The sequence below is a fragment of the Robbsia andropogonis genome (genome assembly GCF_000970345.1).
Taxonomy (GTDB): Bacteria; Pseudomonadota; Gammaproteobacteria; order Burkholderiales; family Burkholderiaceae; genus Robbsia; species Robbsia andropogonis.
The window spans coordinates 56888-74476 of the sequence record NZ_LAQU01000004.1 but is presented as its reverse complement, the minus strand read 5'-3'; the positions used below and the strand labels follow the sequence as shown (position 1 = coordinate 74476).

Below are 17589 nucleotides of genomic sequence, written 5' to 3'. Positions count from 1 at the left end.
AAATGAATTCGATGTGGTGGCGAAAGTTGGAACAGCTCGATAATACGCAGCGGGCATTTCTTGAAATGCCCGTGCAGGGGCGTTATTTACTTGAAGGGCCTCCTGGTTCAGGTAAGACGAACTTGCTGTTGCTACGGGCGCAATACTTGGCTGGAACAGGCGAAAAGAACGTCCTAATTATTACGTACACGAAGACGTTAGCTAATTTCATACGAAGCGGCCCTATCGCTAGCCAGCTAATCTCAACATCGCAAATTAAAACATATCATTCGTGGGCGTTTGACCACATACGTCAATATTTAGGAAACGTTCCGATAAAAAAGACCAAAGGCGACGATTTCGATGAGGCTGACAGGGTCGCGATGCTTGAGGCCGTCATTGAAGCGAATAAACGTCTCCCATCGCCAAAGTTATACAGTGCCATATTCGTTGATGAAGCGCAGGACTTGACGGTGCGTGAGCTTGATGCATTGCTATGCCTGAGCGATAGAGTCTGTATTTGTGGCGATAAGCGGCAAGGAGTTTATAAACGTGATGGATTAGATATCGGGGACAGTCTAAATCTTGCTAGGTACACGCTGAAGGCTCATTATCGAATTGGTCAACGCATTGCGCATGTCGCTGATAGGCTTCTAGAGCCCTCGCCTGGGGAGAGGTCTCTTGAGGAGACGTCTAACTACAACGCTAAAGTTGAAGGTGCCTCCACCGCAGAAATGCATCAGATTGATACCCGAGATGGCCAGTTCGCATCGATGTTAGATTTAATTCGGGTTCAGTTAGATGCATTTAGCGAGGATTCAATTGGAGTATTCTGCGGCAAGCGAGAAACTCTGGCCGAGCTTAGGGAACGTTTTGACGGTACCGATTTGGCGAGTCTAGTTTGTGTGCATGGGGTCGATAGCGATTCGAATTTCGGCGATGAAAAGCGGATTCATGTGATAACGATGCATTCTGCCAAAGGAACCGAATTTAGGTCGGTCCACATGTTTGCTGTAGAAGAGCTAAAGGGGTACGGCTTGAATCATCGAGAGTTGGGCTACACGGCAATCACTCGTGCACGAACGGCATTGAATGCATTTCGAACGGACGAAACCAATAAGCCCTTAGAGGCAGCATTTGCGCTTCCTAGCCCAATGACATCGGCAAGCCTATTCTCCGGTCTATCATGAATCTACAAGATTTTCGTTGGGTTGGCGTTCCTCGGCTAGAGTTGCCTTCGCTTCTGTTTAAGTACCAAGTATCAGTGATTGAGTTCTTTGCTAGTCCAGAAGCTTGTATCAAGCTTTCCGGTATTGCCGTCGGTTTGGATAGCGACTTGTTAAAGCAAGGTTACGCAGTACCCCGACTTATCGTTCTTGCTGATGAAGTGATGGCGGAGACCTTGTCTTGGCTCAGAACATTCGCGCCAGAAGCATTTCCGATTAGTCAGTTTGGGCGGGTGCTCAGTTTTTCGGACTGTGTCTCTTTCTTCGAAAAAGGGAAGAAAAGAGGTGCTAAGACAAAAAATATTTTGAACCGCTCGTATCGTTGGGCGTCGATAGTACTGGGCGAGTTGCTGAGTCAAACCGAAGGTGCAACCAGGCTCGGCTCATTAGCGTATGGGCACGCATCTTCGTGCTTTTCTATGTCGTTTGCGAAGGCGCAATTACTTCACGATGCCGATAAGGTAAGAGACACCTGCGCTGACCGGCTTCATTTATTTCAAGACGACCGGCGCTTTGCGAAGCGAACGTTATCGCTCAACGACCTTTTTCCGATTTGGTCATTGCTCGAGATGACCGTTCCTGAAAACGCGAATCCTGTGGAGGTCGTGGAATGGGCGCTTGCGAGGATGGCCGGTTTTGTAACGACAAAGGCCGTAAGAGGCAATAGTATCGCCGCGCTTATGGGAGCGGAGAGCGGTCTACTAAGTGATTCTGTTGAGGACCGTGTTAAAGCGTTTCAAAAACTTCTCATACGTCTTAACGCGGAATATGGTGAGCGATGCGACCCAATGCCGAACTTGCTGGTGGCAGCCGGAGCATTTCTCGTAGGCCGCTCGACTACGCACGTTTTTCTGCTCCAACGAGTGAAGGATAAGTGGCCGGTAGCGATGGCGTGGTTCGGGATGCTCGCGGCAGTAGGTGGTCAGGAAATTTGGGACGGAGAATGGTCTCGTGTCACACGCGGGGTAGAGAGAGTTTTACGGATTGGAATGGATGACCGTGCTACCGCTGCAGACCTTTCGTGGGCTGAGTATGCTTGGCTTCGGCACGTTTTTGAGGGGGAGGATGCGTTCTCAGACTTTCCTAAAATGCAGTCGAAAATGTTGTCGGTTGAAATCGTTCCTGGCGCGGTATGCCAGTTACGCATCGCATCTGGCTCGAGTAATCAACCAATCGATGCAGAGCGAGCATACGTAAGTGAGATGGAGCAGCGTATCCGAGCGCTTGAAAGCGTTGTCGAAAATTTTGTAATGTTGGGAACGCAGAGCCGAAAATTACTTGAACACAAGCATTTGGCGCAAGAACCGATTCGACCGAAAGAGCAAGGCAATTTGTACTTCGATGAAATGGACGCGGCCAGATATAAAAGCGCAAAAAAGTACGTAAAAAGATAAGTCCTTCAGGGCCGTCGCAGTTACGTGAACACGCTATGCGGCACCACTCATCCCGGCGGCTGTGCAATGATTAATACGGCGTGCACAGGACTTAAATTTGCGCTTTATAAACTGTGCCTATCAAAAAAACGGACCTATAAGTTTCTCAACTTATGGGTCCGTTTTTCTCAGCTTATGGGTCTAGCTACAACTCACTCAAACATCAATATTTCCCGCTCTTAGCGCATTACTTTCAATAAACGCGCGTCTTGGCTCGACTTCATCGCCCATCAGGGTATTAAAAATCCCGTCTGCCGCAATCGCATCTTCGATTTGCACTCGGAGCAACCGTCGCACTGCCGGGTCCATGGTGGTCTCCCAGAGCTGCTCGGGGTTCATCTCACCCAGGCCCTTATAACGCTGGATCGCCACATTCCGTTCCGCATCGGCCAGCAGCCATTTCATGGCGCTCTTGAAGTCGGTCACGGCTTGATTACGTTCACCACGTGCGATCAGCGCGCCTTCACCAATCAGCCCCTTGAACGTCTCGGCTGTCGACACAAGTTGCCGGAAGTCCGCTGTAGCGAGGAACTCACCATCGATCACGGAGACTTTGATATTCCCGTGATGCCGACGCGAAACCCGAAGTGACCACGACTCACGCACATCATCGTGCATTGTCGTCACGCTGATCTCAGGCTTCAACGGCGTAGCAGTAATGGCAGCCTGCAGCGCGGCGGCGCTCGCGTCGGCTTTTTCCTTGCTATCCAGGTTGATCTCGACGCCATCCATGATGGCTTCAAGGGCGGACGCATCAACATGCCGACGCACCCGGTCGATGACCGCTTCTGACAGCAAATAGCTCCGCGCCAGTTCCCCCAGTGCATCGCCCGTGATCGGTTCCGCGCCTTCGTGCGTTGTCAGCCCGGCACCATTAAGCGCCAGCTTCAGCTTGTACTGCCGCAGTTCCGATTCATCCTTGAGATATCGCTCTTCCTTGCCGTGCTTGATCTTCAACAGCGGCGGTTGCGCGATATACACATACCCCTTCTCGATCAGGTCCGGCAACTGACGATAAAACAGCGTCAGCAACAGCGTCCGAATATGCGCGCCGTCCACGTCCGCATCGGTCATGATGATGATGCGGTGATAGCGGAGTTTCTCGACGTTGTAATCGTCCTTGCCGATCCCGCAACCCAGCGCGGTGATCAACGTGACGATCTGTTCCGACGAAAGCAGCTTGTCGTAGCGTGCTTTTTCAACGTTCAGCACCTTCCCGCGCAACGGCAGAATCGCCTGGAACTTCCGATCCCGGCCTTGCTTCGCCGAGCCGCCTGCGGAGTCACCCTCCACCAGGTAGACCTCGGACTTGGCCGGATCTTTTTCCTGGCAGTCGGCCAGCTTACCGGGCAGCCCCACGCCGTCGAGCACGCTCTTCCGGCGCGTCATTTCACGCGCTTTCCGCGCCGCATCGCGCGCGCGCGCCGCATCGATAATCTTCGAGACGATGATCTTCGCGTCGTTAGGCGTTTCAAGCAGGTAGTCTTCGAGTGCCTTCGCCACCACTTCTTCCACCGGCGCGCGCACTTCCGAGGACACCAGCTTGTCCTTCGTCTGCGATGAGAACTTCGGCTCGGGCACTTTCACCGACAACACGCAGGACAAACCTTCGCGCATATCGTCGCCCGACGTTTCGATCTTGGCTTTTTTCGCCGCGTCCGTTTCAACAATGTACTTGTTCAGAACGCGCGTCATCGCCGCGCGCAGGCCGGTCAAGTGGGTACCGCCATCGCGCTGCGGAATGTTATTCGTAAAGCACAACACGTTCTCGTTGAAGCTGTCGTTCCATTGCATCGACACTTCGACGGTGACGTTATCCTTCTCGCCAACCGCGTGGAAAATCGTCGGATGCAGGACTTGCTTGGCGCGATTGATGTATTCAACAAAGCCTTTCACGCCACCGGCAAACGCGTAATCGTCTTCCTTGCCGGAGCGCTTGTCCTGCAGGCGGATACGCACGCCATTGTTCAGGAACGACAGCTCACGAATGCGCTTCGACAAAATGTCGTAGTGGAAATCGACGTTACCAAAGATATCCTCGTCCGCCATGAAGTGGACTTCGGTGCCGTTATGCTCGGCATCACCCACCACCGGAATCGGTGACACTTCCACGCCATCACGCGTTTCCAGCGTCCGGTTGATGACCACGCCGCGATTGAATTCCAGGAAATGCTTCTTGCCGTCACGCCGCACGGTCAAACGTAACCACTTCGACAGCGCGTTTACGCAAGACACCCCCACACCATGCAGACCGCCGGAGACTTTGTAACTGTTCTGATCGAACTTGCCGCCTGCGTGCAGCTCGGTCATCACGATTTCAGCGGCGCTGCGCTTTGGTTCGTGCTTGTCGTCCATCTTGAGACCGGTCGGGATACCCCGGCCGTTATCCACAACGGAGATCGAGTTGTCCGGATGGATCGTGACCAGGATATCGTCGCAATGGCCGGCGAGAGCCTCGTCGATCGAGTTGTCCAGCACTTCGAAGACCAGATGGTGCAAGCCGGTGCCGTCGGACGTATCGCCGATATACATGCCAGGGCGCTTGCGCACCGCTTCCAGTCCTTCGAGGATCTGGATCGACGAGGCGCCGTATGCATTGTCGGCTTCCGGTACTTGCGGTTTCTGCTGTTCAGTCATGTTCTATTCCGGTTCTGCTCGACGGTGCAAGGCAATTGCCCTGCCCATCTATAGGACGCTGCGATCGGCAAACGGAGCGCAACGGATGCGGCACGCTGCCAGTGCCGCCCTGCTCATCTTCCTGTCCCGCAAACAGCGCTTCTCGCGCCAGGAAGGAAACACAAGCCAGGTGTTTTCCTGGAAAGTGCTACCGCGGCAAGCCATCCCACTCCAGTCGAATCCGCTCGGATATTCGCGTGGGAGGGGAGGTCGCGCCGTGGTGGCGCCTTTCCGGTGCGTCGAGGGAATCATTCCGCGCTGTCCCGCGGGCAACGTGCTTGTCGCGAGGCTTTACCGCGGCCAATGACCGGCCGGGAAAAAAGGCGCGAGCAGGACACCAGCGGTCCCTCCCTCGTTGAGCCTCCCGGCCACGCACCAGCGGACGTCAGATGCGCATTGGCATCACCACGTACTTGAAGTCATCGTTCTCGGGAATGGTGATCAACGCGCTCGAGTTCGAATCGCCCAGGCCGATGTTCAGCATGTCGGCCTTCGTATTCGCGAGCACATCCAAGAGGTAGGTAACATTGAAGCCGATATCGATCGCGTCGCCGTCATACGCAATCTCCAGCTCTTCGCTGGCTTCTTCCTGGTCGGCATTGCTGGACTTGATGCCCAGCACGCCCGGCTTTACCTCCCAACGCACGCCCTTGAACTTGTCCGTGGTCAGGATGGCGGCACGCTGCAGCGAACGCTGCAATTCGTCGCGACCAATCAGGAAGAGATTCTTCTGCGCTTTCGGGATCACGCGCTGGAAATCCGGGAACTTGCCCTCGACCAATTTCGAGATCAATTCCACCGGGCCGAACGAGAACTTGATCTGCGAGCCGCCTAACGCGATCTCGACCGGCTCATCGATATCTTCCAGCAGCCGTTGCAGCTCCAGAACCGTCTTGCGCGGCACGATGACGTCCTGCTTCGGGAAATCGCCTTCGATCGTCGTCGAGCAATAAGCCAGACGGTGGCCATCGGTCGCCACCGCCATCAGCTTGCTGCCTTCGACAACGAACAGCATCCCGTTCAAGTAGTAACGGATATCCTGCTGCGCCATTGCAAAATGCACAGCCGACAGCAACTGGCGCATCGCACGCTGCGGCACCTTGAAAGTCGCGCCGAATTCCTCGACCTTCGCCAGCGTCGGAAACTCGTCGGCCGCCAGCATCTGCAAGCCGAAACGGCTCTTGCCGGACTTCACCACCAAGCGCTTGTCTTCCAGGGTCAGGCTGACGTCGCCGCCCGGCAAAGCGCGCAGGATGTCCAGCAGCTTGCGGGCGGCCACCGTGGTAGCGGCCTCGTCGGCACCGGCGGCGCAATCGGCCGACGTCGTGATCTGGACTTCGAGGTCAGTCGACAGGAAGGAAAGCGACGCACCCTGTTTCTTTATCAGCACGTTTGCGAGAATCGGCAGCGTGTGGCGCCGCTCGACGATACCGCATACCGTCTGCAGCGGTCGCAGCAGCGTATCCCGTTCAGTCTTGACCAATAGCATTCGACATCCTTCGTGTGTAGAGACAATCAACCACCGAGACCCATGGCAACACCGCGCCACGGCGGTTGACCGTTCAGGTCCGAATTGCGTATTGGAAGCGTTCTGGCCGGCGCTGCAACCCCCGGCGCAGGCCTGCACGCTTCTTTTACCGCAATACCGTATTGTGCCTCAAAATGGGCTGAAAAGCCTTATAAAACAGGAGATTCAATGGCCTAAACCGCCATAATCAATGCGCGTTGCGCATGGCAACCTGATCGATCGCGCCCCGCGTGCGCCATGACCACAGCAAATGCGCCGTGACAGCCGTGCGCACTCCCCGGAATGCCGGTTAGACACGTGCGCGTTGCTTGTGCAATATGGGGGGAGAGGCGACCGGGCGGAAATGCCGATGCCGGGGCAAGCGTGAAGGCGGTGGGGAGTGCCGCCAACTGAGTCGGGCAGCGAAACACCCAACGGTTCAATGGCTTGGGTCAGCCCTTCAGGGTCTGCTCCAATACGTGCAGTTCGTGGTTTAACTGCGGGTCCTTGCTGCGTTCCTCGGCGATCTTTCGCACCGCGTGGAGCACGGTCGTATGGTCCCGTCCGCCGAACAATTCACCGATTTCCGGCAGGCTTTTCTGCGTGAGTTCCTTGGCCAGATACATCGCGATCTGGCGCGGCCGCGCAATGTTCGCGGGGCGCTTCTTCGAATACATGTCCGCTACTTTGATGCTGTAGAAGTCGGCGGTGGTTTTCTGGATGTTTTCGACCGAAATCTGGCGATTTTGGACCGTCAGAAGGTCTTTTAACGCTTCCTTGGTCAGCTCGATCGTGATTTCACGACCATGGAATTTCGAATAGGCCAGGATCTTCCGCAGCGCGCCTTCCAACTCGCGGACGTTCGAGCGCAAATGCTTGGCGACGAAGAACGCGACATCTTCTGACACCGTCGCGCCTTCCGTCTGCGCCTTGCGCATCAGAATCGCCACGCGCATTTCCAGTTCCGGCGGCTCGATGGCCACCGTCAACCCGGAGTCGAAGCGGGATATCAGCCGATCATCGATGCCGGAAATTTCCTTCGGATAGGTATCGCTGGTGATGATGACCTGCGCACGGTTGGCCACCAGGGCCTCGAATGCGTAGAAAAATTCCTCTTGCGTTCGGGACTTGCCTGAGAAGAACTGGATATCATCGATCAGCAGCAGATCGAGCGAATGGTAGTAACGCTTGAATTCGTCGAATGCCTTGCGCTGATAGGCCTTCACGACGTCGGACACGTATTGTTCCGCGTGAATGTAGCGAATCCGCGCTCCGGGGTTATCCACCAGCATCTGATTGCCGATCGCGTGGATCAAGTGGGTCTTGCCCAGGCCCACGCCGCCGTACAGGAATAACGGGTTGTACGAGATCCCGGGATTGTCCGCCACCTGAATAGCCGCGGCGCGAGCCAACTGGTTCGCCTTACCGGTCACGAACGTTTCGAACGTCAGCGCGTTGTTCAGCTTCGATCGATCGACTTGCGGCGAGGCCTCGCCGCCGGCCGCCGGTGCGCGCCAGTTACGGCGGGCGGCCGCGGCTTCTGCGGCATCGAGGCTCGGTGCGTCCGGATCGGCGTCGGCGGATTCGGCACCCCGTTCTCCCGGCGGCGACGATAACACCTGCGAGGGTTGCACGCCCGTGGGCGCAGCCGGGGCCTGGTGGTGGCGGCTCATGCCCGGATGGGCCGCGGCCGTCGCCACGCCGCCCCCGTTACCCTGGTGGTCACCGCCGTTGCCATTGTTCAACGACTGACGCAATGGCATGCGCACGCCCGTGGGGGCGTTCGCAGGCATGGCGCCGCCGTTCGGCGAGCCCAGGACGAACTGCACCTCCACGGGCGTTTGCCAGAAGTCGCGGGCCATGTCGGAAATGCGGCCCGAGAACTGGCTCTTGACCCAGTCCAGCTTGAAACGGTTAGGCGCGGCGATACGCAACATCTTCGTCGATGCGTCGTAATCCACCGGCGCCAGCGGCCTGATCCAGGTCTGATACTGCTGGGGAGTCAGTTCGCGCTCGAGCTGCGCTGCGCATTGTTGCCAAAAATTGTTCATCGAAGGCTTCGGTCGACGACCGGCGCGAATGCGACGCCTCGTGATCCCGGTGGCGCTTCACGGGACAACAGGACGGGGCACGGCGCGAGGGACGCCAGACGGCGCCGCCCAGCCAGGGCCGGCAACGCCGCGATGTCAAAAGGATGCATTGCAAACGCCGCACCGCCGCACCTTTCAGGGGCGACGCGTGTCGGCGATTGTGTCTGGGATGGTGGATTTTACGCTAAACGAAAGCCGTGTGAGTGAGTAAAAGACCTTAGCGAGGGGACTTATCCACAATCTATCCACCGTGCATCGTATCATAAACGATTGACACCTTTGCAAAAAGCCGATCTAATAGCTGGTTCCGCAAAACCGATTCCCTGGTACTGTCGTTGCGGCGCGCGTTTTTCCGGCTGAATTCGAGCGGAAACGTCGTCCCGATGCACATGACCGCTGGTGTGCTGCGCCCGTCCTTCGGTCGTTCTTCGGTCGAAATCGAAGGCGTCTGGCCGGGCATGAAAGAGGCAGGATTGGGCGCGGCAACCTCTGTGATAACGAGATCGACATGAAACGTACATACCAACCTTCCGTGACGCGCCGTAAGCGCACCCATGGCTTCCGCGTTCGCATGAAGACCGTTGGCGGCCGCAAGGTCATCAACGCTCGCCGTGCGAAGGGTCGCAAGAAGCTCGCAGTTTAAGCGAGTGCACGGCGTGCCCTCGCAGCGTGAGGGCGATGCGCGCGGCCGGTCCGCCGGCGCGGCAGATGAAGCGGTCCGCGAGAGCAGTGCATGCTTTCCGCGGGCCGTTCGTCTATTAAAAGCCGATGAATTTGCCGCGCTGTTCAAGATGCGGCCCGTGCGCCGTTCCCCGCATTTCGTCGTCTATCTCCGCGCTCGCGAACCGCAGGCGCCGGGGCGATTCGGCGTGGTGTTGGGCAAGAAGTTCGCGCCGCGCGCGGTCACGCGCAATATGGTCCGTCGCGCGTTGCGCGAAACCTTCCGGCAACGCCGGCCGCAATTCGCGGGCTGGGACGTGCTGGTGCGGCTGGCCCAGCGTTTCGACAAGCAGCAATTTCCCGGTGCCGCGTCTCCGGCACTGAAACGGCTGTGCCGCGCCGAGGTACAGGCCTTGTTCGACGCGGTGATACAGCAAGCCGCGCGGCAACATGGCCGTGCTTCGTCCGGCAAGCCATCTTCGCGTGGCGCTGCGCCAACAGCAGCGGTCGCTTCGTCGGAGGCGCCGTCGCAGGGGTGAACACCGTGGTCGACGTGGATCGGGCAAATATCGGGATGCGGGGCGTTCGCCTGGTCGGAATCGGCGCGCGCTTTGTGTTGCTGGCACTGTTGCGCTTCTACAAGGTGGGCATCAGCCCGCTACTTGGCAGTCGGTGTCGATATTATCCGTCTTGCTCGGATTACGCCAAAGACGCAATCCAGTATCATGGCGCCGCACGCGGTACATATCTGGCATTTCGCCGGGTGTGCCGCTGTCATCCGTTTTCCGCGGGTGGCGTTGATCCGGTGCCGCCCGCATCCGGCCGGCGTGGGTGTCGCGATGCGGATGCCGACGCGGGCATCGTTCTCTCGCGGACGGACGACGCGGGCGATCGGTCCACGGACAAGTAAGATGTGCCGCGGCGCTGCCGCGGAAGACGTAGCGCAGGACTGCACGCCCGCGGCCGCGTGGCTGATATCGCGCCGGAAGGCGCGAACGAGTTGAGGGTTAGAGACCAGGCATGGATATAAAACGTACCATCTTGTGGGTGATCTTCGCCGTATCGGCGGTATTGCTCGTCGACAATTGGCAACGGTCGCAGGGTCATCCGTCGCTGTTCAACCCTGGTGCCTCGCAACAAGCCAGCACACCGGCCGCAGCCGGTAGCGGCGCGAGTGGGGCGAGCGGCGCGGCGAAGTCCGACGTGCCGAATGCCGGCGGTGTTGCCGTGGGTTCGCCCGCCGGTGCCGCGCCGGGCGCGCAGGCGGCCACGCAAGGCAAGAAGATCGCGTTCAAGACCGATCTCTATGACGGCGAAATCGACACCCTGGGCGGCACGTTGTCGTTGCTGAAGCTGGTCAAGGAAGGCGATGGCAAGCAGGCGGACCTGTATGTCACGCTGTTCGATCAGACGCCGGACCATACCTATCTGGCCCGTACCGGCCTGATTGGCGGCGACTTCCCGAACCACAATTCGATATATACGCTGGTGTCCCAAGGCAGCACCACGATGGGTGCCGACGGCAAGCTGCAATTGCGCTTTGCGTCGCCTGTCGTGGGCGGTGTGCGCTTGATCAAGACCTACACGTTCACACGTGGCAGCTATGTGATCAACGTCGACCAGCGTGTGGAAAACACCGGTAGCACGCCCGTGAGCCCGACGCTGTACATGGAACTGGTGCGTGACGACCAGGCGGTGGAGACGCCGCGTTTCTCGCATACCTTTATCGGACCGGCGGTCTACTCGTCGGAGCATCACTTCCAGAAGATCAGCTTCAGTGACATCGATAAGAACAAGGCTGATTTCACGCCGTCCGCCAACAATGGCTGGATTGCAATGGTGCAGCACTATTTCGCATCGGCCTGGATTCCGCCGGAAACGGCGCAGCGTGACATCTACGTCAACAAGTTCGACAACAAGCTGTACCGGGTAGGGGTGAAGTTGCCGATGGGCACGATCGCGCCGGGCGCGTCGAGCGATGTGGATTCGCGCCTGTTCGCCGGTCCGGAAGAAGAGCGGATGCTCGAGAACATCGCGCCGGGCCTGGATCTGGTCAAGGACTACGGCATGGTGACGATCATCGCCAAGCCCTTGTTCTGGCTGCTGGAAAAGATTCACTCCTTCGTGGGTAACTGGGGCTGGTCGATCATCCTGCTGACGCTGTTGATCAAGGCCGTGTTCTTCCCGCTGTCGGCCGCGAGCTACAAGTCGATGGCGCGAATGAAGGAAATCTCGCCGCGGATGACGCAACTGCGGGAGCGCTTCAAGGGCGATCCGCAGAAGCTGAATGCAGCGATGATGGAGATGTACAAGACCGAGAAGATCAACCCGGTGGGTGGCTGTCTGCCGGTGCTGATCCAGATTCCGGTGTTCATCTCGCTGTACTGGGTGCTGTTGTCGTCGGTGGAAATGCGTGGTGCGCCGTGGTTGGGCTGGATTCACGACTTGTCGCAGCCTGATCCGTGGTACATCTTGCCGGTATTGATGGCCGCGTCCATGTTCCTGCAAACGCGTCTGAACCCGACGCCGCCGGACCCGATGCAGGCGAAGATGATGATGTTCATGCCGCTGGCGTTCTCGGTCATGTTCTTCTTCTTCCCGTCGGGCCTGGTGCTGTACTACGTGGTCAACAACCTGTTGTCGATCACCCAGCAGTACTACATCACGCGGGTGATTGGTGGGCGTTCGAAGAACAAGGCCACCACGGTGAAAGCCACGCCTGTCGTGACGCGGGAAGCGGCAAATGACGCGAAGCCGGCGCCGAAGAAAGACTGATGGAGGCAGCAGGGCCGGCAGGGCGTCTTCTCCGATAGGGACGCCGGTGGCTGGTGCAGGGGCGGTGTGGTAAAACCGCCCGCCTGTGTGTCAAGAGCGGCGGGGGGGCGAAAGCCATCCCGCCGTTTTTGCATTGTGCGCTGGCGCTCGGGGCCTGGGCTGATTAAGCTGAAGCGATTGCCGGTGGCTAGTTGAATGGAGCGAGATCGATATGCATGCATCTGATCGGGATCCGATCGTCGCCATCGCCACGGCTTCCGGGCGTGGCGGGATCGGGGTTGTCCGTGCGTCATTCGGCACGGGGGACGCCGCGGCGCTGGCGGCTCGTGCGGTGCTGGAGGCCGTGTCCGGGCAAGTGCCCGCGCCACGGCATGCGGCGTATCTGCCATTTCTCGATGCGGCCGGTCAGGCGATCGATCGGGGTATCGTGCTGCATTTTCCCGCGCCGCATTCGTACACGGGAGATCATGTCGTCGAATGGCAGGGGCATGGCGGCCCGATCGTGATGCAATTGTTGTTGCAACGTGTGTTGGAGGCGGGGGCGGCGCATGGCATGCGGCTGGCCGAGCCGGGCGAATTCACGCGGCGGGCGTTTTTGAACGACAAGCTGGATCTGGCGCAGGCCGAGGCGGTGGCCGATTTGATCGAAGCATCCACCGAGGCGGCGGCACGATCGGCGGGACGTTCCTTGGAGGGCATGTTCTCGCAGGCCATCCATGCGCTGGTGGAAGACGTGATCACGTTGCGGATGCTGGTGGAGGCCACGCTGGATTTCCCCGAAGAGGAGATCGACTTTCTCGAGGCGGCCGATGCGCGTGGGAAGCTATCGGCGATCCGCGCAACGCTGCGGCGGATCCAGGCGGATGCGAAGCAGGGCGCGTTGCTCCGTGATGGATTGCAAGTGGTGCTGGCGGGGCAGCCGAACGTTGGCAAGTCGTCGCTGCTGAACGCTCTGGCGGGCGCGGAATTGGCGATTGTCACGCCGATCGCCGGTACGACACGGGACAAGGTGCAGCAGACCATCCAGATCGATGGGATTCCGCTGAACATCATCGATACCGCGGGCTTGCGCGAGACGCAGGATGAAGTCGAGCGCATCGGCATTGCGCGGTCCTGGGAGGAAATTGGGCGAGCGGATGTCGTGCTGCATTTGCTGGACGCGGCGCAGGCGATGGATGCCGAGGACCAGCGTATCGCGCAGCGCTTTCCAGTGAAGGTGCCCGTGATTCGGGTGTTGAATAAAACAGACTTGACTGCCACGCCCGCCGGCGCGCGCGTCTTGGATGCCGGGATGGGCGCCGAGGGCGATGCGGTGGCGAGCGACCGGCAGGTGCGGGAGATTCGGCTGTCGGCCAAGCGCGGCGATGGTATCGATCTGCTGCGGCAGGCGCTGCTGACGGTGACCGGCGCGCAGGCGGGCGCGCAGAGCGTGTACATCGCGCGGGAACGCCATTTGATTGCGCTGCAGGCCGCATCGGCACATCTGGCGGAAGCGGCGGCGCATGCGGATTGCGCGTCGCAATCGCTTGATCTGTTCGCCGAGGAATTACGCCTTGCGCAAGAGCGCCTCAACGCCATTACCGGTGAATTCACCAGCGACGATCTGCTAGGGGTGATCTTCAGCCGGTTTTGTATCGGAAAATAAGGCGAAGTCCATGGACATCCCCGGATGCCTCGGCAGGTGTTTGAAGGTCGTGCGGATAACGGAATGGGCGCTTTCTCGAGACGCCTGCCGTATCGACGTAATGATGATTTACATCGATTCCTCGCCCCGAAAGCAAACCTTCATTCAAACCCCGGGCGGGTTCCCTTAGAATAGCGTCTAAGGCGTACCAGGACTTCCCATGACATCCCGCATCAACATTCAAGCGTGCCTGCGTCGGGCGGCGTTGGTGAAAACCTTTGTCGTCGCGATGACGACCGTCACGACCGCGTTGCTCGCATTCGCCATCCCGACGGCCCATGCCGAGCCGATGGTCGCAAACAACTGTCCGGCAGTAGGCGATTTGTCCGCGCAGATGGCGGGCTGGCGCAATCGAGGCAAGACGCTCGCACAGGCGAAGGAACAGGTCGACAAGTACTACAGTGACCCGGCTGACCGTGAAATGCTGCACCGGGTTGTCGAGCGCGTCTACATGGACCCGCACAAACGCCTGGTGCCAGAGCAGGTTAGCGTGCAAATCACATCGGAATGCTTGACGCAGCAGACGCAACAAGCCCCGCCTGCCAGGCAGGGTGCGCAGCACGCGCCCACGCCGGCCGCGCAGCCCTGAGCGAATGCAAAAAAGCGCAGCCGTCCTCAAACGCCGTCACCTGGATCAATGACCGCGCTCGTAGAAACCCGGGACCTTGCCTTGCGCCTGCGCGACTACCCGGCGCTGCACGCTGGTGACGTCGTGCAGAGAACGGATCGGCTCGCGCTGGCCATCCACGCGGGCGACCATATTGCACTGCAAGGCCCGTCAGGGACGGGCAAGAGCGTTTTACTGCGGACGCTTGCGCTGTTGGACGCGCCGGTTAACGGGAGCGTTTTCTATCGCGGCCATCCCATTGCCGCGGCGGCGGTGCCGCGGTATCGCCGCGCGGTCGCCTATCTGCCGCAACGTCCCACGCTGTCCGGCGAAACGGTTCGCGATGCATTGCAATGGCCATACACATTTGCCGCGCATCGCGACCACCGGTACGACGAAGCCGCGGCGCTGGCATTGACCGCACAGGCTGGTAAGCCGGAAGCGTTCCTCGACAATCCCACGGCGACACTGTCCGGCGGTGAATCGCAGGTCGCGGCGTTGATACGCGCGGTGCTGCTCGACCCCGACGTGCTGCTGCTGGACGAGCCCACGGCCGCGCTTGATCCGGAAAGCGCATCGGTGGTCGAGGCGCTCGTCGCGCAATGGGCGAACGGGCAGGGACCAGCGAGCGTGACAAGCCCGGCGCACACGGCCGGTACGCGCGCAACCCCCGCTCGACTACCGCGCGCCTACGTCTGGATCAGCCACGATCCCGCGCAAGCGGCGCGTGTCGGCACCATGCGGTGGCACTTGGTCTCCTCTTGATCCGATCCATTTATCTATCGATGACCCCGAATCACGAGGCTTTCCGATGAACCACGCGGGCTATATCGCGTTGAATGGCTGGCAATTGACCGCAGCGGCGGCGCTGGTATTGATCAATGGCCTGCTGTCGTTCTTTCTGAAACTGGATCTGGGCAAATCCCTGCTGATCGCGTCGTTACGCGCCGTCGCGCAACTGCTGCTTATCGGCCTGGTGCTGGGCACGGTATTCCGATTCAGCCATTGGTATGCGGTTGTACCGGTGATGATGGTCATGACGGCCACTGCCGCGTTCGCCGCGAATGGACGCAGCAAGATCGCCTACCCGGGGCGGTTGATGGACAGTTTCGTCTCGGTTGCCGTGGGCGGCTGGCTGATTACGATGTTCAGCCTGACGTTGGTGATGCAGGTGCACCCGTGGTACGACCCGCGCTACGCGATACCTACCTTGGGCATGGTGCTGGGCACGACATTGACGGCGGTGGCATTGGGAATGGAGCGCGTTACCGATGCCTTCGCGAACGGGCGCCCGACCATCGAGGCGCAATTGGCAATGGGCGCCACGCGCTGGGAAGCGGCGGCGGAACCCATTCGGAAGGCGTTGACGGCGGCGATGATCCCGGTGATCAACCAGATGTCCGTCGTAGGCGTGGTCAGTTTGCCTGGGATGATGACCGGTCAAATTTTGGCGGGCGAGGCGCCGGGCAATGCCGTCCGGTATCAGATCGTCGTGATGTTCTCGATTGCTGCGGCATCGGCGATCGGTAGCGGGCTGGCGGTGTTTTTGGCTTATCGACGTCTTTTCAGTCGCGATCACCGCTTCCTGTTCGAACGCTTGCGTGCGACCAAGCCCAGGCGCAAAGCCGTGAAACGCGTCACGCCCCGCGCGATTTCCTGAGCGGTCCGTCGCCAAGACCCTTGTGCAGCGAAGCGCACAGCATGCCACCACCGATGGCGGCCAACCCGGCGAACAGGTAGATCGCGGCATAACCCAGATGCGTACTGATCAAGCCGGCAATCGGGCCAGTGATACAAAACGCCACATCGAGGAATACGGAATACGCCGAGAGCGCCGCCCCCCGGCTCGCGGGGGGTACGAGCGCCACGGCTTCCACCGCCAATGCCGGGAAGATCAACGAGAAGCCCATGCCCGCAAGACCGGCGCCGATCAAGGCAACGTGTGGCGACCACGCCAGCCAGACCAGCAACAGTCCTACGGCTTCCACGGCAAACGAGACAATGGCGACGCGAAAGCCGCCGTGTGTCTTGATCAGGTTGGAAAACAGCAGCCGGCTGCCGACGAACATGATGCCGAACACGCTCAGCGTCAGTTCCGCATGCGGCCAGCGTTGCGTGGCGTAGTACAGCGTGATGAACGTCGACAACGAGCCAAAGCCGGCCGAACCGAGCGCGAGCCCCATGCCGTGCGGCACCACCCGCGTGAAGACGCTGAAAAACGACATCCGCTCGCCCACGATCACCGCCGCATCCGGCGTACGTTGCGCGAGGAAATAACCACCTACCGCGACGGCCGTGATCAACACCCCCAGTGCCCAGAGGCCCGCCGCGCCATCCAGCAATACGCCTAGCGGCGCTCCCACGGCCAGCGCGCCATACGTTGCCACGCCGTTCCACGAGATCACCTTTGCGTTATTCGACTGCCCCACGCGACCAATGCCCCACAACGTCGCGCCGGTGGAGCCAAAGCTCTCGGCGGCGCCCAGTAGCAAGCGTCCGATCATCATCGCAATCAAGCTGTAGACGGGGAAGTGCGTGAGGCAAGCGGCCAGCAACAGCAGGGCGCCGCTCGCGGCACAGCCTGCCATGCCGATCTGGACAGTGCGACGGGCACCGATCGAGTCCACGACACGCCCTGCCGATGGACGCGTGATGAACGTGCCGATGTATTGAATACTGATCGCCAGACCGGCGATAACCGAGCTGAATGCCAGGTTGTTATGCACGAAGCCGGGAATCACGGCCATCGGCACACCGATCGAAAAATAGGTGATGAAGGTAAAAACAGTGCAGGAGAGAATTTGCAGCGTCAACGGCAGGCTGGACGACGGCGGAATAGCTGCTTTAGGCGTTTTCGACGCTTCCGGCGGGGTGCGCTCCTGCGCGGGAGAGGGATCGGGCATTGTCTTTCGGGAACGATACAAACGTCATACTTTTCAGGCAAGGGTCAAT

At 59.4% G+C, this 17589-nt stretch carries 13 protein-coding genes and 1 pseudogene; 10 read left to right on the top strand and 4 right to left on the bottom strand.

Features of this window, described 5'->3' with window-relative positions:
* Positions 1-2: 2 nt before the first annotated feature.
* Positions 3-1169: a UvrD-helicase domain-containing protein gene (locus WM40_RS05515; RefSeq protein ID WP_046152369.1), complete on the top strand. Its 1167-nt coding sequence runs from the start codon at positions 3-5 to the stop codon at positions 1167-1169.
* The gene (locus tag WM40_RS05510) at positions 1166-2599 is read left to right on the top strand and encodes a hypothetical protein (RefSeq protein ID WP_157685720.1); all 1434 of its coding nucleotides are present in this window, start codon (positions 1166-1168) and stop codon (positions 2597-2599) included. The genes WM40_RS05515 and WM40_RS05510 overlap by 4 nt, the downstream gene beginning before the upstream one ends.
* A gap of 195 nt (positions 2600-2794) precedes the next feature.
* Here WM40_RS05510 and gyrB read toward each other — a convergent pair whose 3' ends face one another.
* From gyrB to dnaA, 3 genes are all read right to left on the bottom strand, one after another.
* Positions 2795-5275, bottom strand: coding sequence for a DNA topoisomerase (ATP-hydrolyzing) subunit B (gene gyrB, locus WM40_RS05505; RefSeq protein ID WP_024905183.1), 2481 nt, complete (start codon positions 5273-5275; stop codon positions 2795-2797).
* Between the two features lie 424 nt (positions 5276-5699).
* Positions 5700-6803 (bottom strand): DNA polymerase III subunit beta, encoded by a 1104-nt coding sequence (gene dnaN / locus WM40_RS05500; RefSeq protein WP_024905182.1) that lies wholly within the window; start codon positions 6801-6803, stop codon positions 5700-5702.
* A gap of 470 nt (positions 6804-7273) precedes the next feature.
* Complete coding sequence (gene dnaA / locus WM40_RS05495; RefSeq protein ID WP_046152367.1) at positions 7274-8872, bottom strand: chromosomal replication initiator protein DnaA; 1599 nt, start codon at positions 8870-8872, stop codon at positions 7274-7276.
* Positions 8873-9419: 547 nt separating this feature from the next.
* Here dnaA and rpmH point away from each other — a divergent pair.
* The 8 genes and pseudogenes from rpmH to WM40_RS05455 all read left to right on the top strand — a co-directional run bounded on the left by rpmH (position 9420) and on the right by WM40_RS05455 (position 16297).
* Positions 9420-9554 carry a 50S ribosomal protein L34 gene (gene rpmH, locus WM40_RS28605; RefSeq protein ID WP_081765139.1) on the top strand — a complete coding sequence of 45 codons (135 nt, stop codon included), beginning with the start codon at positions 9420-9422 and terminating at the stop codon, positions 9552-9554.
* Between the two features lie 13 nt (positions 9555-9567).
* Complete coding sequence (gene rnpA / locus WM40_RS05485; RefSeq protein ID WP_046152450.1) at positions 9568-10110, top strand: ribonuclease P protein component; 543 nt, start codon at positions 9568-9570, stop codon at positions 10108-10110.
* Positions 10111-10145: 35 nt separating this feature from the next.
* Positions 10146-10481 carry a membrane protein insertion efficiency factor YidD gene (gene yidD / locus WM40_RS05480; protein WP_024905178.1) on the top strand — a complete coding sequence of 112 codons (336 nt, stop codon included), beginning with the start codon at positions 10146-10148 and terminating at the stop codon, positions 10479-10481.
* A gap of 110 nt (positions 10482-10591) precedes the next feature.
* Positions 10592-12271, top strand: a pseudogene (gene yidC / locus WM40_RS05475) (membrane protein insertase YidC); the annotation flags it as partial.
* Positions 12272-12557: 286 nt separating this feature from the next.
* A complete protein-coding gene (gene mnmE, locus WM40_RS05470; RefSeq protein WP_046152366.1) occupies positions 12558-13991 on the top strand; it encodes a tRNA uridine-5-carboxymethylaminomethyl(34) synthesis GTPase MnmE in 1434 nt (477 codons plus the stop codon).
* Between the two features lie 199 nt (positions 13992-14190).
* Positions 14191-14619, top strand: a complete 429-nt coding sequence (locus WM40_RS05465; RefSeq protein ID WP_052738182.1) for a hypothetical protein — start codon at positions 14191-14193, stop codon at positions 14617-14619.
* 48 nt (positions 14620-14667) lie between these two features.
* Entirely contained in the window at positions 14668-15402 is a 735-nt protein-coding gene (locus WM40_RS05460; RefSeq protein ID WP_046152365.1) for an ABC transporter ATP-binding protein, read from the top strand.
* A 46-nt stretch (positions 15403-15448) separates the two neighbouring features.
* Entirely contained in the window at positions 15449-16297 is an 849-nt protein-coding gene (locus tag WM40_RS05455; protein WP_046152364.1) for an ABC transporter permease, read from the top strand.
* On the opposite strand, the gene WM40_RS05450 is transcribed toward WM40_RS05455, so the two are convergent.
* The gene (locus tag WM40_RS05450; protein WP_024905172.1) at positions 16275-17540 is read right to left on the bottom strand and encodes an MFS transporter; all 1266 of its coding nucleotides are present in this window, start codon (positions 17538-17540) and stop codon (positions 16275-16277) included. The genes WM40_RS05455 and WM40_RS05450 overlap by 23 nt on opposite strands.
* Positions 17541-17589 lie beyond the last annotated feature (49 nt).

Bases quoted from the DNA above. Each gene is read 5' to 3' on its own strand.
- WM40_RS05515 (WP_046152369.1), top strand. From the start codon at position 3: ATGAATTCGATGTGGTGGCGAAAGTTGGAACAGCTCGATAATACGCAG.
- WM40_RS05510 (WP_157685720.1), top strand. From the start codon at position 1,166: ATGAATCTACAAGATTTTCGTTGGGTTGGCGTTCCTCGGCTAGAGTTG.
- gyrB (WP_024905183.1), bottom strand. From the start codon at position 5,275: ATGACTGAACAGCAGAAACCGCAAGTACCGGAAGCCGACAATGCATAC.
- dnaN (WP_024905182.1), bottom strand. From the start codon at position 6,803: ATGCTATTGGTCAAGACTGAACGGGATACGCTGCTGCGACCGCTGCAG.
- dnaA (WP_046152367.1), bottom strand. From the start codon at position 8,872: ATGAACAATTTTTGGCAACAATGCGCAGCGCAGCTCGAGCGCGAACTG.
- rpmH (WP_081765139.1), top strand. From the start codon at position 9,420: ATGAAACGTACATACCAACCTTCCGTGACGCGCCGTAAGCGCACCCAT.
- yidD (WP_024905178.1), top strand. From the start codon at position 10,146: ATGCGGGGCGTTCGCCTGGTCGGAATCGGCGCGCGCTTTGTGTTGCTG.
- mnmE (WP_046152366.1), top strand. From the start codon at position 12,558: ATGCATGCATCTGATCGGGATCCGATCGTCGCCATCGCCACGGCTTCC.
- WM40_RS05465 (WP_052738182.1), top strand. From the start codon at position 14,191: ATGACATCCCGCATCAACATTCAAGCGTGCCTGCGTCGGGCGGCGTTG.
- WM40_RS05460 (WP_046152365.1), top strand. From the start codon at position 14,668: ATGACCGCGCTCGTAGAAACCCGGGACCTTGCCTTGCGCCTGCGCGAC.
- WM40_RS05455 (WP_046152364.1), top strand. From the start codon at position 15,449: ATGAACCACGCGGGCTATATCGCGTTGAATGGCTGGCAATTGACCGCA.
- WM40_RS05450 (WP_024905172.1), bottom strand. From the start codon at position 17,540: ATGCCCGATCCCTCTCCCGCGCAGGAGCGCACCCCGCCGGAAGCGTCG.